Source organism: Phocaeicola sp. RTP21359st1_B8_RTP21360_211022 (assembly GCF_040911965.1).
Classification (GTDB): domain Bacteria; phylum Bacteroidota; class Bacteroidia; order Bacteroidales; family Bacteroidaceae; genus Phocaeicola; species Phocaeicola vulgatus.
Genome location: NZ_JBDFXP010000073.1, coordinates 1 through 15044, shown reverse-complemented (window position 1 = coordinate 15044; position 15044 = coordinate 1). Strand labels below are relative to the sequence as shown.

10 protein-coding genes and 1 pseudogene are annotated in these 15044 nt (G+C 40.9%); 1 reads left to right on the top strand and 10 read right to left on the bottom strand.

The window, feature by feature from the left end; genetic code table 11:
- Positions 1-94 precede the first annotated feature (94 nt).
- Genes AB5062_RS21515 through AB5062_RS21505 form a run of 3 tightly spaced genes read right to left on the bottom strand, consistent with a single transcriptional unit; the run spans position 95 to position 1516 of the window.
- Positions 95-448 (bottom strand): hypothetical protein, encoded by a 354-nt coding sequence (locus AB5062_RS21515; protein WP_004323416.1) that lies wholly within the window; start codon positions 446-448, stop codon positions 95-97.
- A 19-nt stretch (positions 449-467) separates the two neighbouring features.
- Positions 468-953, bottom strand: a complete 486-nt coding sequence (locus tag AB5062_RS21510) for a hypothetical protein (RefSeq protein ID WP_004308670.1) — start codon at positions 951-953, stop codon at positions 468-470.
- 5 nt (positions 954-958) lie between these two features.
- The gene (locus tag AB5062_RS21505; protein WP_368326973.1) at positions 959-1516 is read right to left on the bottom strand and encodes a Panacea domain-containing protein; all 558 of its coding nucleotides are present in this window, start codon (positions 1514-1516) and stop codon (positions 959-961) included.
- A gap of 539 nt (positions 1517-2055) precedes the next feature.
- On the opposite strand from AB5062_RS21505, the gene AB5062_RS21500 reads away from it, so the two are divergent.
- Positions 2056-7035, top strand: a complete 4980-nt coding sequence (locus AB5062_RS21500) for a helicase-related protein (protein WP_009293343.1) — start codon at positions 2056-2058, stop codon at positions 7033-7035.
- Positions 7036-7298: 263 nt separating this feature from the next.
- Here the strand turns inward: AB5062_RS21500 and AB5062_RS21495 are convergent, their stop codons facing one another.
- The 7 genes and pseudogenes from AB5062_RS21495 to AB5062_RS21465 form a co-directional block, all read right to left on the bottom strand.
- Positions 7299-9164, bottom strand: a complete 1866-nt coding sequence (locus tag AB5062_RS21495) for a P-loop NTPase fold protein (RefSeq protein ID WP_009041258.1) — start codon at positions 9162-9164, stop codon at positions 7299-7301.
- Positions 9165-9386: 222 nt separating this feature from the next.
- On the bottom strand, positions 9387-9776 hold the full coding sequence (tssD, locus tag AB5062_RS21490) for a type VI secretion system tube protein TssD (RefSeq protein ID WP_004308665.1): 390 nt from the start codon (positions 9774-9776) through the stop codon (positions 9387-9389).
- Positions 9777-10107: 331 nt separating this feature from the next.
- Positions 10108-11592 (bottom strand): FRG domain-containing protein, encoded by a 1485-nt coding sequence (locus AB5062_RS21485; RefSeq protein WP_009041259.1) that lies wholly within the window; start codon positions 11590-11592, stop codon positions 10108-10110.
- Between the two features lie 227 nt (positions 11593-11819).
- Complete coding sequence (locus tag AB5062_RS21480; RefSeq protein ID WP_009041260.1) at positions 11820-12476, bottom strand: pentapeptide repeat-containing protein; 657 nt, start codon at positions 12474-12476, stop codon at positions 11820-11822.
- Between the two features lie 21 nt (positions 12477-12497).
- Positions 12498-13067: pseudogene (locus AB5062_RS21475) on the bottom strand (RHS repeat-associated core domain-containing protein); the annotation flags it as partial.
- Positions 13068-13230: 163 nt separating this feature from the next.
- The gene (locus AB5062_RS21470) at positions 13231-13842 is read right to left on the bottom strand and encodes a hypothetical protein (protein ID WP_009041262.1); all 612 of its coding nucleotides are present in this window, start codon (positions 13840-13842) and stop codon (positions 13231-13233) included.
- Positions 13842-15044 (bottom strand): RHS repeat-associated core domain-containing protein (locus AB5062_RS21465; protein WP_271705959.1); only part of this gene is annotated, 1203 nt, incomplete at its 5' end. The genes AB5062_RS21470 and AB5062_RS21465, both read right to left, overlap by 1 nt.

The window sequence follows — 15044 nt, the reverse complement described above, 5'->3', positions numbered from 1 at the left end:
TAATAACAAAGCCCCTGCTTGTGAAAGTCGGGGCTTTGTGCATAAAAAAAGAAGGTGCGCATTTTGACACACCTTCATTTTTCTGTATGGAAAACTAATCAAATAATCGCTGACTTATCATCCAGTCATTAAGCACGTCCGGATCTACACGATTTGTAAGATTCACATTTTTACTCAAACAACCGATTTTCTCACCTCTTAAATAAATAACTGGTGGGGTTAATGTATTCGGATTGTATGGACTTAACGATGAACTGGGACTTCCATATATGGAATACCGATTCTTGAAAGATATACTTGAAAAGTGACTACCGTATATATTCTCGTTGTTGGATATGGAATCAGGAGTAGATGTGTTCAACGACAATCTGCCTAAATACAAACCGTCATTTGCCAATAGAAACGATTCTTTCCTTGAAATTCTGGTATCTAAACCTATTCTATCCATGCCCTATGATTTAACGCCATTATTTAATAATGCCATAACGTCTTTTAGTTGCATTATCGAACACCTCTGTCTCTCTTAGAAACTGCATTACCCGTTCCCTGTCTTCGGAAATCAGGCAACCTTTCAGTTTACCGTTCTTTTCCGTGATTTTTAATTTTGAAAGTTCGAATATATCGGAACAATCCAGCCAACTGTCATAGTCCAGAATATCACGATAGTTCCGAACCATCAAAGGATATTGGCAGTCCAGTAGCTCTTCCGACCTCTTGGAAGAATCTATTTCCGAATTTATCAGTAAGGCACCGATAGCGACACCTTCCGGAGTAAAGCCGATAATAACAATATATTTATTGCGGTCTTTATATCCGTCTTTTAGTATCAGTCCGTCCTCTTCGTCCAAGGGGACATAAATAATGTCACCAATTTTGACTGATGACATATCTACTTGCTCAGCTTTGGCCATTATAGCTTTCAGCTTTTCCAATGCACCGGTTTTGTCGTCCATTTGATTTAAGATAAAGCGTTCTTGACAATCTGCTTTTCTCGGATATAATCTACCATGTCCTTGGTAGCCTTTCCTGCCCGGGCTATATCTATAATGGTAATGAAGTTTTTTTGAGGATCATCCTGAATGCGTGTCATCGCTTCTTCCCATGCCGAGTCATGCGACAAATCGGACAAGTCATAAGGGTCTGTATCCTTATATTTAGCGATAGCAGCGTCAAGACAACGTTTGTTGGTACCTGATATATAGTCCATATCGGGTACGGCAGAAGTATATACCTTCTTGTCACGAACCTCTATGTCTGAAAGGAACTCGTCAAAATTCCCATCCAAAGGTTTGCCTTCTGCAATTTGCAGTGCCTTGTAGGTATAGGCTGGCACCGGGCCATGCTTCAATGCTCTGAAAGAGTCTTCAACAATCACTTTGCCATATTTGACAAGATGGTCCTGTTGGGCAAAATAAAGTATTTTAAATAACTTTATATAGTCCACTCCTTGAGTGAAACTCTGCATGATGTAGAGTACCACTGCTCTTATTTTAGCAATCTGTATAGCTGTTTTCATTTCAAAAAAATCTATGCGATTACAAAGATACAACTAATTTGCTGAATAATACGCTCATGATACAAAAAAAATAGTCCGTTGCATTTTTTTACGACATTTAATATAGTCGTCATTCTGAGAGTAATAGACTGCAATTATCAAGAGATGGGCCAATCCACCCGATTCCACCTCCCTTTATAGTTCACTTTCCTCCGATTATAGTACGGGCAATCCGTTCCGATTGCCCGTTACCCTGTTTTAACACCCCTGTTTTACAGTTTTATTCATCCCTTTCTATTTGATTGTCATTTATTATCGTTTTGCTGCTGCCGTGCGACCTCTCGTGGACTTATTTTCCCGCAAAGGTAATAGGCTGCTCCAATCTTGCCAATGCCGGCGTTCCGCTGCGAGTGAGCCGCAAAAATCTTCCTCTCCGTCTGTCGAGCGTATTTTTCCGCATCAGCCTTGTCAGATTGTTTCCGCCACCTTTTGGAGGCAGAAAAATAAATCCCAAAGGTCGCAAACAGGCTGAAAAAAGGGAAAAAAAGAAAGGTTAAATTATGAGTTACAACAAATTGAAATCATTGGTAGCGAACGTGGAAGCCATAGAAACGGCAATGAAAATCCAAGTTCAAGGCAGGCAGGCCACTGCGGAAGAAAAAGAAATTTTATCCCGATATTCTGGTTTCGGGGGTATCAAAGAAGTGTTGAATATAGGTACGGACAAGCCCATAAGTGGTGATATGCAAGAACCGATACAAAGATTGCAGGAGTTAATCAATGCTTACCCTCATTTCACAGAACCCATGCGACACAATGTCATAGAGGGTATCAAAGCATCTGTACTGACAGCATTTTACACTCCTAAATTCCTTGTTGATGCAGTGGTGCGGCAGATACACGCCACGTTCAGCGAAAACGGCCTCAAAATGCGTTCATTTCTCGAACCGAGTGCAGGTATAGGCGGTTTTCTGCCCATAGCCATGTCCGGCACGTATGACTATGCCATTGAGAAAGATCTCATTTCGGGGATGATACTTTCCCTGCTCCATGAGAACACGCTAACACGGACGGCTGCATTTGAAACCATTGGAGAACAAGGTTTTGAGCATACAACTTTCGATGTCATAGCCTCCAACATCCCGTTTGGCAATTTCCGGGTATTCGATGCGGAGCTGTGGAAGAAAGGCGGTATGTACGAACAGGCCACCAAGACCATACACAACTACTTTTTTGTCAAAGCGATGGAGTTGTTGAATGAGGGTGGATTATTGGCTTTCATCACATCGAGGGGCATAGCCGACACGCCCGGTAACAAGTTCGTACGTGAATATCTTGTAAATCATGCAGACCTGATAAGTGCAATCCGTCTGCCCGATATGCTTTTCATGCAGACAAGCGGTATAGAGGTAGGCAGTGACCTGCTGATATTCCAAAAGCACACGCACAAGACGGTACTCTCACAACGGGAACAACTGTTTTTACAAGTAGGCAGGGAAAAGGCGGACGCCATAGGCACAATGACCGAATACGCCAACAAATTGTTTACCATGCCGAAAACTACCCTTGCAACAGGTAGCCGCATTGTACAGAACCAATACGGAAAATATGTGCGCAAATACCAATGGCAGGGAAATGAAAATGCCATGTCGCAATATCTCGCTGCACTGCTGAAACTCGACTTTGGCCGATATTTCCGCAAAAGTCTTTTCACAGGGAACGGACAGGGCAGCGAACATATGCAAATGTCCCTTTTCGGGAATGTAGCGATGAAACAAGTAGTAAAAGGTAAACGAGCCTACACGGATGGGGTGGAAGCATGGATGAAAGATGGCGCAATGGTACTGTTTGAGGGCCAGGTGGGTACTATCCAATATCGAAAATCAAGTCTTTATCAAGAGGTAGCCATTGATTTTGTGCCGGTGGACGAGGGTAAGGTCAATACAGATAGGGCGAAAGATTATTTTCCTATACGCAAAGCATACTTTGAACTGTCAATCAAAGAAAGGGAAGAACAAAAAGAGGATAACGGATTGCGTAGAGAGCTGAACGCTCGATACGATGCCTTTGTTGCCAAATGGGGCTGTTTCCACGAGAACGACAACAAGGAGTTTATCATGCTTGACAGCCTCGGCGTGGAAGTCTTTACAATAGAAATGCAGCTTGGAAAGGATTTAGTCAAGTCCGACATCATGCGTGAACCTGTGGCGTTCAAGAAGATAGACCCGAACAAACGGCTGACACCGATTGAAGCGTTGGCAAGCTGCTTGAATTTCTACGGCAGGGTTAATATGGACTACCTGATGCAGTCCACGGATAGTGCCGAGGAAGAAATCATCGGCGACCTCAAAGGTGAAATATTTTACAATCCCGCTATCGGGGAGTGGGAGCACAAAGGCAAGTTCCTTTCAGGCAATGTCATAGCCAAATGCAAGGAGATAGGTTCTTACTTATCCGAACTCACGGACAGGGAAAAAGATTGGACGGAAACTGCTGTAAAGGCTTTGGCGGATGTGACACCCGAAGCGATACCCTACGAGGAACTCGACATTAACATGGGCGAGCGTTGGATTGACACTAAGTTATATGCCGATTTTGCAACTGAACTTTTCGAGACCGAGACAAGCGTAATGTATTTCGATGTGAACGACACCTACATGGTACGTCTGCAAAGTTACTCTCCGGTGGCTTACAACACCTATTTCGTTCGTAACTATAACGGTGAGGATTTGTTTGTTCATGCCCTGCATGATACTGTACCTGAAATCACGAAAGAGATATACCGCAATGGTGATAAGGTGCGTGTACCGGACGAGGAAGCCATACAGGAGGCAGCCACCAAGATACAGGAGATTAGAGACCGTTTCAACCGCTGGCTTGACAGGCAGCCGATAGAGGTTCGGGACGAGCTGGTGAGAGTGTATAATGAGCGTTTCAACTGCTATGTCAGGCCGCACTATGACGGTTCGGCACAAACCTTTCCGCAGCTCTCTTTCGAGCAATTTCCATACGATAGCCTCTATCCCTCACAGAAAGATGCTATCTGGATGATTAAGCAGAACGGAGGCGGTATTTGTTGGCACGAGGTAGGCACAGGTAAGACGATGATAATGTGTGTTGCCGCCTACGAAATGAAACGTCTCGGATTGGCACACAAGCCGCTTATTATCGGGCTGAAAGCCAATGTGCACGAAATCGCCGATACGTTCCGTAAGGCATACCCTACGGCCAAAGTTCTCTATCCGGGCAAGGACGATTTTACCCCTGCCAACAGGCAAGAGGTCTTTTCAAAAATCAAGAACAACAACTGGGACTGCATCATACTCACGCACGACCAGTTCGCCAAGATACCGCAGTCAGAAGAAACCATGATAGATATATTCACGGAAGAGCTTGTCGATGTGGAACGTAACCTTGAATTTTTGGAGCAGTCCACTATGCGTTACCGTAGCGGAAAGATGCAGGAGGGGTTAGAAAAGCGCAAACAGAACCTTGGGGCTAAATTACAAGAACTGCGTATGAAAATCAATAATCGGAAAGACGATGCTGTGGACTTCCACACAATGGGAATAGACCATATTTTTGTAGATGAGTGCCATATTTTCAAGAACTTAATGTTCCAGACACGCCATAACCGTGTGGCAGGTATCGGCAACACCAAAGGCTCTCAAAGGGCAATGAACCTCTTGTTCGCCATTCGTGACATCCAACTTCGTACAGGTCGTGACCTTGGGGCTACGTTTCTGTCGGGTACAGTGGTGGTAAATGCACTGACCGAACTATATGTGATGTTCAAGTATTTGCGTCCGCAGGAGCTTCAACGGCAACGGATTAGCTGTTTCGATGCGTGGGCAGCCATATTCACAAAGAAAACGGCAGATTATGAGTTGAACGTGACAGGCTCGGTGAAGCGCAAAGAGCGTTTTCGTACTTACATCAAAGTACCGGAACTGGCAATGTTCCTGCGTGAGATTACGGATTACCGTACAGCCGACATGATAAATCTTGATGTGCCTGAGAAGAACGTGCGTTTCCTCTCTTATCCCCCGACAATTGAGCAGGAGGAAATGATAGGACGCTTGGTTTCTTTTGCCGGTAGCGGCCAGTGGAAGGACTTGGGGCTTGACGTTCCGCAACCCGACAACCTCGACAAGGCTAAAATGTTGGTTGCGACCAATGTAGCCCGAAAAATGGCTCTTGATATGCGCTTGTTGGGTGACAAGTTCAAGGACGATACCGATAACAAGGCTTCTATCTGTGCGAGGACAATCTATGATTACTATATACGCTCGAATGGTAATCGGGGTACACAGTTCGTGTTCAGCGACCTTGGTACATACAAACCGAACGAATGGAACATATATACCGACATCAAAGAAAAGTTGGTACGGCTCGGTATTCCTGCTGATGAAATACAGTTTATCCAATGCGCCACTACCGAGAGGGCAAGAAAAAAGCTGTTTGAAGAAATGAACAACGGCAAGGTGCGAGTTCTTTTTGGAAGTACGACCATGTTAGGTACAGGAGTGAACGCCCAACAAAGGGCTGTGGCGGTGCATCACCTTGAAATACCTTGGCGACCTGCTGACATGGAGCAACGCAATGGCAGAGCAGTACGCAAAGGCAACACCGTAAAGCTGTGGGGTGGCAATGTGGTGGATATCGTAATTTATGGTACGGAAAAGACCCTCGACGCCTACAAGTTTAATCTGCTGAAAAACAAGCAGATGTTTATCAATCAAATTAACAACGGCACAATCGCCGTGCGCCGTATTGACGAGGGAGGCATGGATGAGGACAGCGGTATGAACTTCGCCGAGTTCGTGGCTATTCTGTCAGGCAATAACGACTTGCTGAACAAGACGAAGCTCGACAACAAGATTATGCAGCTTGAAAAGGAACAGGCTATTTTCAAGAAAGAACGCATCCGTGCCGAACGTAAAATAGCTGCCTGTCAGGAAGAAGTCGAAAAGGCAAAGCGTACTGAGGCCGATTTCAAGAGGGATTTGGAATACATCAACTCGTATAATGGGGCAAAGGCAACCCTGCTTTTAAACTTGCCGCAAGCCAGTACCGAGGAGGTTGGTCGGGAGTTGCACCGTATAGCCAGGACCTACCGCAACGGAGCGTATGGCACAGTTGGCACGTATGCAGGACTGAACTTGTTGGTGCATAGCGAGTATAATATGGACGGTACGTTTGACCGCAATACATTCTTTGTAGAGGGTATAAGTGGATTGAAATACCGATGCGGCCTAAGCGGTGTGCTGCCGCTTGGTTTTGTAGAGTCGGCGCAATATCCGCATGGAGCATTAAGCAAATTGCCCTCTCTTATCGAGAAGCAACAAAAGGCGGTAGAGCGGATAGAAAGCGAAATTCCTACATTGCAGAAAATCGTTTGTCGCCAGTGGAGCAAGACTGATGAGCTGTCAAGGCTCAAACAGGAATGTAAGGAACTTCAGCACAGGATTGATGAAAGTCTGAAAGAGGCCGAACAACCACAGGCTGCCAAACACGAAACTATTGCCGAAGCTGCTTGACATAATCATAATTCAACCGTTCCCTCTGCATGGTCGCGATGACCGGGCAGAGGGATTTTTTTCGCTCCGGTCTGCCGACGGCTCTACTCTTTTATGGCATCCTTTCTCCCTTTATAACCTCCCGATTCCCCGCCGCCACCCGTTTCCCTTTATAGCCCTCATATCCTCTATTTTAGCCCAATAGGGAGAATGGCCTTTCATCACATATCCGTTTTTTTGCGATACGTCATTTTTAGCTTCTATATTGGTGACAATGTGTCACTTTAGCCTTCACACCTCCTAATTGCTTCAATTAAGGCATCTTTTAACTTTGTGAAGGTAATTTTATCCACTCCTTTTGATATACTGATTTCATTACTGACCAAATCTTTCAACTTGAGTAAACAAGGAATATCTGCCTTATATCTGTTTCCTACATCTTGTAAGTCATAGTCAAATTTATAATGATAAGCAAGAAAATTCGTAAAAGTATTTTTACTTTTATTGCTTAGTTTGCAGATAGCATCAAAGAGAGCATTGGCATCTTCAGATGCAAATATAGCACGAAGTTCGTATGTACAACTTTTATCTGGATAAGGCAATCTGTCTATGATTATAAGTTGTTCTACTGTTCCTTCAGTCAAATTACGCAGTGCTTTTTGCATTTGATCTGGCAACTCATTTTTCTTTGATTCTATCTTCTGCAAGAAATAGTCCACAATATCATCCGTTATTGGAGTCTTGGAATCTGTGGTTACATAATTACATCCACTAATAAAAAGCCCTTTTAGCTGATAAAGTTCCTCTAAACTGGTTTGACTATTAATTATTTCTGCTATTCTCACTTTTATTAAAGAGACATAAGCCTGTATAAAATAGAAAATGCCAATAGCGTGAAAATATGATAGATACGCAATACTATAACCAAGTTGATAAGCGTCTTTTATCTCTCTATCCAATATGGACTTTATAGTGTCCTGACAAATACTTTCAAGTTTTTGCTGCTCCATATCGAAAAAGCCGGATAGCATTTCCCAAGGTTTCAATTCTTTTTGCTTATCCCTTATCTCCGTAACAATAAATTCTACAAGTGGAGCACCTGTAATAATATAGTGTATAATAGCCGTAACATACTCCGGATTTAAGACATCATAAATTAGCTCCTTGTTTAAAGAGTGATATTTTTCCCTTAGATGCTGTATCCTTTGCTTATCCTCATTATTATCTTGGAGTAGAGAAATCCGACAATCTCTACTCCAATTACAAATTACCTCTTTGTTCTCACTATTATTATACTCTGCATACACAGCAATAAATGACCCAAGAATATTCTTAAGAAAGATATTATCCTTTTCAACCAGTTCGGGAGGAAGTTTGTTTAAGTGGCTTTTAAAATCATATAAGCATTGTCTCAAAACTCGTAAGTTATCGGATTTTGTACACATAAAACAGGTAATAATGAAATCACGCATTTCTTTCAAATAATCGGATACCGGTACTTCGCCAAGGAAGTATTCGATGGCTTCTTCTATGTCAGGTTGTATTTCAAATTCCCTGCCTATGGTCTTTTCCTTAAACTCATCCCATACAGCCTTGGGAAGTTCTTCAAGGTGGTTCTCATCTCCAATTACGACAACATGACAATTACAATGCTCTACAAAATAGTTGATAAAGCCTAACAATTCCTTCATCTCTATCAGGCACCTTTCGATGTCATCGAATATCAGAAACTTTACACCTTTTATACTGTCGTCTTTCACTTGTAGTAACGACAACGAATCCAGTGTTGCTGAAAATGAACCATCCTCTTTAGAGTCTTCATTAAAATCCATACTTGTCTTGAAGACTACCTTACCGGCTAATTTCAAAATTCCCTTTATGAAACGCCCCGTTTTCGAATAGAAGAAAGGATTTAATTCCCTATCTATAGCTGTCTTGATGTCATTCACGCTATCCATTCCATAGGTCGAAATATAAATGGGCTTTAGCGTAATTTCCCCGTCGGTATCTGCGGTCCCATCAAACCTCTTCTTCCATTCTTTTATAAGATGAGTTTTGCCACATCCCCATTTTCCTTTCAGCATCACGGCATACTGAGGATTGGTATTATCAGCATAGCTGTTTAAAAAATCAAGAATCAAAGTATTCATACCTTTGTTATTAACATAATTCTATTTTAACTCCATTGAAAAACAAAAATGTAGCAATAAGAACATTAAATATTGAAATAGTAAACGACGCTGCAAATCCATTATCACCACATCCACAATGAACAAAGTTAGTGATATTTCTTAATACAATAATATCCAAACAACTAAATTTCATGTTTCTTCTTTGAAAGATCCAATAAAGGCTTGCAGGAATCGTCAGTCTTACCATTGATTGCTTAAATATGCGTCTCCTATCATAATAATATCCGCAGAAAATGTGATGGTGGAGTACATTTGGCGTTTCCTGTCAACATTGTAAACCTCTTTGTAATATACGATATACGCATATTTGAACTCCACGACACGAAAGATTGAATTATCCTTAGTGTTGTAATAAATCACCTTGCCGCTTATCGCTTTGAAAGGACTGTTTACCATTGCTTCAAGAATAGTAGTTTCTCTGGTAGATTCAACGGTTATGGTAATACGTCCGCCAATAACATTTGTCACTGGCCTTCCTTTATTATCTGTCTTGCGGTTAAATTCAATATGTGATGAAATCACTTCTATATCCTTCCCTTGCAAGCACACGGTTGCCTTTAATTCTGCCATGCTGATCTTATTATTTATTATAAAACCAAGACATTTCGCCTTGGTTAAAGCAGTCAGACCGCTTTCAAGACAAGAAGGAGGATATCATATTTCGCAAATATAGAATTTTCCTTTGAACATAACAAACAATCAATTAAATTTATTAACCAGTAAAATAGAAGAAACTCTATTTACAGGCTATCCTCCCTTCTAAGTATTATTTATACAAAGTAGAGAAATGCTTGCAAGTTCAAGATATACCACGAGATTAAGACTTGATGTAATTTTTTCAAGTTGAGAGCCGAGCTATCCGTGTAATAGCTCGGCTTGTTTTTTTAAAATAAGGGAAAGGTTACTTAGGTAGATGATATTTGTCCTTTATATGCTCGGCCACGTGTTCGACTTCTGGGAACAACGTTGATTTGTCTATGCCGAGAGCTTCAAGCTGCTTCCTGATTTTCTGTTTCTGCGCTTTATTGATGATGTACACTTTGTAGCTGAAGTTGAGTGATGCTGGTTGGCTTTTATTGCCATTGATACCATAAAGGAAAAATGCCCCGGACTGCCGGATTATGCGAGGATTGTCAAACATAGGTTTCACGCAAAAGACTCTTTCAATATCCTTTGAGTCAATCACATTTTGGAAATGAGGTTTCTCGTACTTAATTTCATGCAGAAGATATTGGATTTCCTCTTCGGAGTTGAACTCATACCTATCCAGTTCTCTCAAATCTTCGATACTGAAATCTATTGGGCGTTTGGCGATATTAGAAACAACACTGACAGCATCACTGTCGAAATATTTAATATCTGATGTTTGAACTTCGAATCGGAACAGTTTACCATCAACGGCATCATTCTCGCACGCAAAATACAGAGCTACCAAAGGATTTGTAGTAATATCCAAGAGGCGTGTCGGCAAGGAGTAATGCTGCATCTTGACCAACTTCTCAAAGGTAGATGTACACCCTTTGAAATCAGCCGGACTTTGAGCGATAATATCTCTGAAAATTCTATTTTCATTTTGGATTAAGAATTTCTCTCGATAGATGGAGGGAATCAATCCAAAACTCTTATCTGACTGTCCTCGATAAAAGATATGGTAATCCATATCGTCCTCTAATTCATCTTCAAGTTTCTCGAATAGAGTCCGGATGCTACCAATACTTGATGAATCACTCTCCGGTGTATAATTATATGCCTCGTATGAAATCTCCCACGGACGTTTTCCAAGAGTCTTGACTATTTTTTCTGACAACTCATTATATGATGCAAAACTATCATAAGTGTAGCCCAGTTTTTTACTTCTTAGATACGATGAAGTGTTGGAGTCCAAAGGAACATATCTTTCTGGATTAGCGTAGAACAGAACAATACTGAGCTTTCCCTTTCCGACACTTTTAATGTTCAATGCCGTTTGAAAAAGCCGTTCATCTACTTTCCCTTCTTTTACCTGTCCGAACAATTCCCATAATACATTTATATCATTGTTGCCCCTGATTGTCTTCCATGGGAATAGATGCACTTTCATGGGATGTGTGGTCGGGATACCTGATACATCTGTTGGTTCTGGACACCTAAAATTTAGCCTGCGCCTTAAATCCTGTAAGATTTCGACCCTTTTTTCATCGGAGTGAAACTTGTTGAGATACGCCAAGAATGTGAATGGGTCTATTTCTTGCAGTGTGATCTCTTTACCTTTTTCTGTACCATCGCGAAAACCGGTAATACCTATATCTTTTAGTATAGATATAAGTTCCGGCTGGTTATTCTGTTTTCCAAGTAGCCAATCGGATAATTCTTTATAGAATGGTATCCATGTAAATTTTTTACTCATTTTTTATAGGTATAATAGACAATATATCAAATAAGGTTTTAGATGTATTAATTTCAATAACCCTGTTCCTTATTCTATATAAACTTTAATAAATGTAACGTATCATTCAATTCCAAAAATCGGTTGAACTTCTTTTGATATTCAATTCGTCAATCTTCTCATTTATCGTTAATTGTGCTACCATAGTGATATGACTGTCAGCGAGTAACATGATTCTGTTAATTATATTATCTTTTTAAATCTGTATTCTCTTTTTTGGGAATAACATACCTATCTTTTGACCCTGTACTTAAATGCTTCAGATCATTTAAGTCTGCGATATACAATAACTCATTAAATGTTTTTCCAACAGGTGGTATGCATGTTGACAAATCACAGTCTTCAAATCCAACGTAATCACCGAATATTGATTTGGAAAAATCAACATAATCTAAGGGCTTTATTTCTTTTTTAATTTTGTGATACATTCCATTGAATGTTACATCTTCTAATTTCCCAATAAATTTGCATTTTAAGAATGAAGCATCGTTAAAATTTATATTTTTCAATTTGCATTTTTCAAAAATACAATCTTCAAAAACAGGAAACCAAAAATGTTGACCTCTAAAATCACATCTAATAAACTGACATTTTTTTAATATACCACCATCTGCTCCGATAGGAACATTTCTTAAATCAATATCTTTAAATTCACAATTAATAAAATTGCAATTCCATAAGCCGATATGATTAGTATTACATTTATAGAACAAGCAATTTTTAAATGTTACTTTCTCAAATGAAGTATTTTCAAAGTTTGTTTCTGTAAAATTATAATACTCAAAGAGTACATTTTCATATTTAGTATACTCTGCCCATGAATAATTTATATATTTTGTATCCATAATTCTTTTTATGTAGTTGTTTTACCAAAATATTCCTGTACCATCACCATATTTACCATCATATTTAGTTTGATGTGTACCTCTATTCCAATCAGTCTCAGTTGTTAAATCCCAATATTCGTCTTTGCTATATACATCTGGACCAAATTTACCTCTGGGAGTTGTTCGAACACCAGCTTCCTTTAGCATTCTATCAGCTTCTACTTTTCTTTTAAATAAAGTATCCACTTGAGTTCCCATATACATTTTCTCCTTTTTTCCTGCCATCATTTCATGATAAGCTTTGATTTTAGGATTTGTACTTGCAGCAGCTCTATCTAAAGATCTTTGTATTGATGCTGTTTGTTTCTTGCTTAATTTTGCTTCTTTTATAGCTTCATTTGCTAATTCATTAAGCCTTTGCGTTATCTTACAATCCGATAGTCCCCAAAAGTCAATCCAGGCGTTTACGTCCTCGACATATCCATAGAGTGTCGGGTTATTTCCCGCCAATCCAATCGGGTCTGAAGAAATGTACATCCCCATATCTGGTGAGTAGTACCTGAACCTATTGTAATGCAATCCCATTTCTTCATCCTCATACTGTCCTTGATGCCTGAGTGGGCAGAAGTACTACAATAGCTCCAAACGTATGGTAGGTGTTCGGGGAATCACCGAACACCTACGCACTATGAATGTCTTACATATTTACCTATAGACGGAACTTCCTTGTTCTGAACGTGCATTTCATAACTTCAAAATTTATACAATACATTTAAATGCTATAAATAATTTTACTATATCCATTAGTGTAAGACTGCTCAATTGTGCTTAATTCCCCATCATTGTACTTAAATAGAAAGTCGCATTCAATAAATTGATTAGATGTGTGCTCTTTTGCTTTTCTATGTACATTGAGTATCTCATCTGAAGAGTTACAAAAATAAGTGTCAATTCTATAGCCATACTTCCCAAAATTATATAACGCATCAATAAGTTCGGTTTTAGATAGAACTACCATTGTAATATTTTGCAACAGAGGAATTCCTCCAACATACTTATATATAGTAATTTTAGAGTCGATATAACTGACAAAAGAATAGTTACATATTTCTGGCGTTATATGTTCTATTACTAAAATAATCCTTCCATCATTGTCAAAACCATATTCCATTATTTTGTTTATCTTAGCGGGTTTGTTTTTGAGGAGTCTTCCTTTACGGAAGCCGTCTATTTCGTTCTCAAATGGGTATATATTATAATACCAACCTTTAGAATATACTGTCCGTTTTACACGTTCAATGTATTCGTTAAATAGAAACCCAAAGGATTTCTCATAATCTTGAAAATCCTTTTCTAATTGTTGTATTTTTATGTTTTCTTTCATTAGAATCTTATACTTTTTAATTTTTGTCTAAATTCTTCTTCACTTTTAGTCGGACTTAAGATATCATAAATAGATTGTTTATATTGTTCTGTATGAACTCTACTATGAGCTATTTCATCAATGGCAAATTGCTCTTTAACGGAAGAACTTCGTGGCAAAAAGATACCATTATCAGCATCATTTATATCTATACCAAATGCTTCCATTTTACCTCTAAGACTAACCATCCTCCAATCATTTGAATTAGACAGAACTATATGGTGTGCTGCATTGGGATAAGGTGGCTCTACTTTTCCAGCGGCGATCATGTTAGCTCGTAATTTTTGTGCGTCCTTAGAGCAATCCAGTCCCCACGGATCCATCCACGTATTCACATCCTGCACATACCCATAGAGTGTCGGGTTGTTACCCGCCAGCCCAATGGGGTCAGAAGAAATATACATCCCCATATCCGGCGAGTAGTACCTGAACCTGTTGTAATACAGTCCCGTTTCTCCATCCTCGTACTGTCCTTGATAGCGGAACGGCACGAGCGTTCGGTCCCCATGACATTCCGCCACCCTGCCGTACACATCCAGCAGCATCTCCCAGACAAGCTCTCCCTTGCTGTCGTATGCCTGCGTCGGCGTACCGAGGTAGTCATGCACTATCGTGTAGCGTTCCCCGTCCGTGACCTTCGCCACAGGCGTGAACGATGTTCCGTCATACACCCATGTCACAAGGTTGTCCGGCTTTTCCATGCCGTCGTATTCCTCGCGCCCGGTCTCGTCCGTGACGAGCTTCGGCCTGTCGGCTTCCTCAATGTCCCATTCATGCAGCACCACGTTGCCGTCCCAGCCGAAACGGTGCACACTGTTGCCCGTCCTCTTTGACACCCGTCTGCCGAGGGCGTCATAGCCGAACGTGACCGTCCTTCCGTCGGGAGTCCTCACCCCGGCAAGCATACCGTTGGCCTGCCACTCGTAGCAGGTGTCGCCCGGCTGCCAGCAGGCGAACGGAGTGGTTTCCTTGCTGCCGTTATCGGTATCCACATCGTCCGCAGAGAACAGCATACCGAGCCATCCTTTCTTTCCGGTATGCCCGTTTTCCGGAACGGACACATCCCTGCGGCTCTTGTGTACGAGGTTGCCCTCGCAGTCATAGCGGTAATGGTACTCTCCGTCCCACAGCAGACGTCCGCCACGGTCATACTCGCGTCCCTT

Excerpts from the sequence above, each read along its gene's own strand:
- AB5062_RS21515 (WP_004323416.1), bottom strand. The coding sequence starts at position 448 with ATGGATAGAATAGGTTTAGATACCAGAATTTCAAGGAAAGAATCGTTT.
- AB5062_RS21510 (WP_004308670.1), bottom strand. The coding sequence starts at position 953 with ATGGACGACAAAACCGGTGCATTGGAAAAGCTGAAAGCTATAATGGCC.
- AB5062_RS21505 (WP_368326973.1), bottom strand. The coding sequence starts at position 1,516 with ATGAAAACAGCTATACAGATTGCTAAAATAAGAGCAGTGGTACTCTAC.
- AB5062_RS21500 (WP_009293343.1), top strand. The coding sequence starts at position 2,056 with ATGAGTTACAACAAATTGAAATCATTGGTAGCGAACGTGGAAGCCATA.
- AB5062_RS21495 (WP_009041258.1), bottom strand. The coding sequence starts at position 9,164 with ATGAATACTTTGATTCTTGATTTTTTAAACAGCTATGCTGATAATACC.
- tssD (WP_004308665.1), bottom strand. The coding sequence starts at position 9,776 with ATGGCAGAATTAAAGGCAACCGTGTGCTTGCAAGGGAAGGATATAGAA.
- AB5062_RS21485 (WP_009041259.1), bottom strand. The coding sequence starts at position 11,592 with ATGAGTAAAAAATTTACATGGATACCATTCTATAAAGAATTATCCGAT.
- AB5062_RS21480 (WP_009041260.1), bottom strand. The coding sequence starts at position 12,476 with ATGGATACAAAATATATAAATTATTCATGGGCAGAGTATACTAAATAT.
- AB5062_RS21470 (WP_009041262.1), bottom strand. The coding sequence starts at position 13,842 with ATGAAAGAAAACATAAAAATACAACAATTAGAAAAGGATTTTCAAGAT.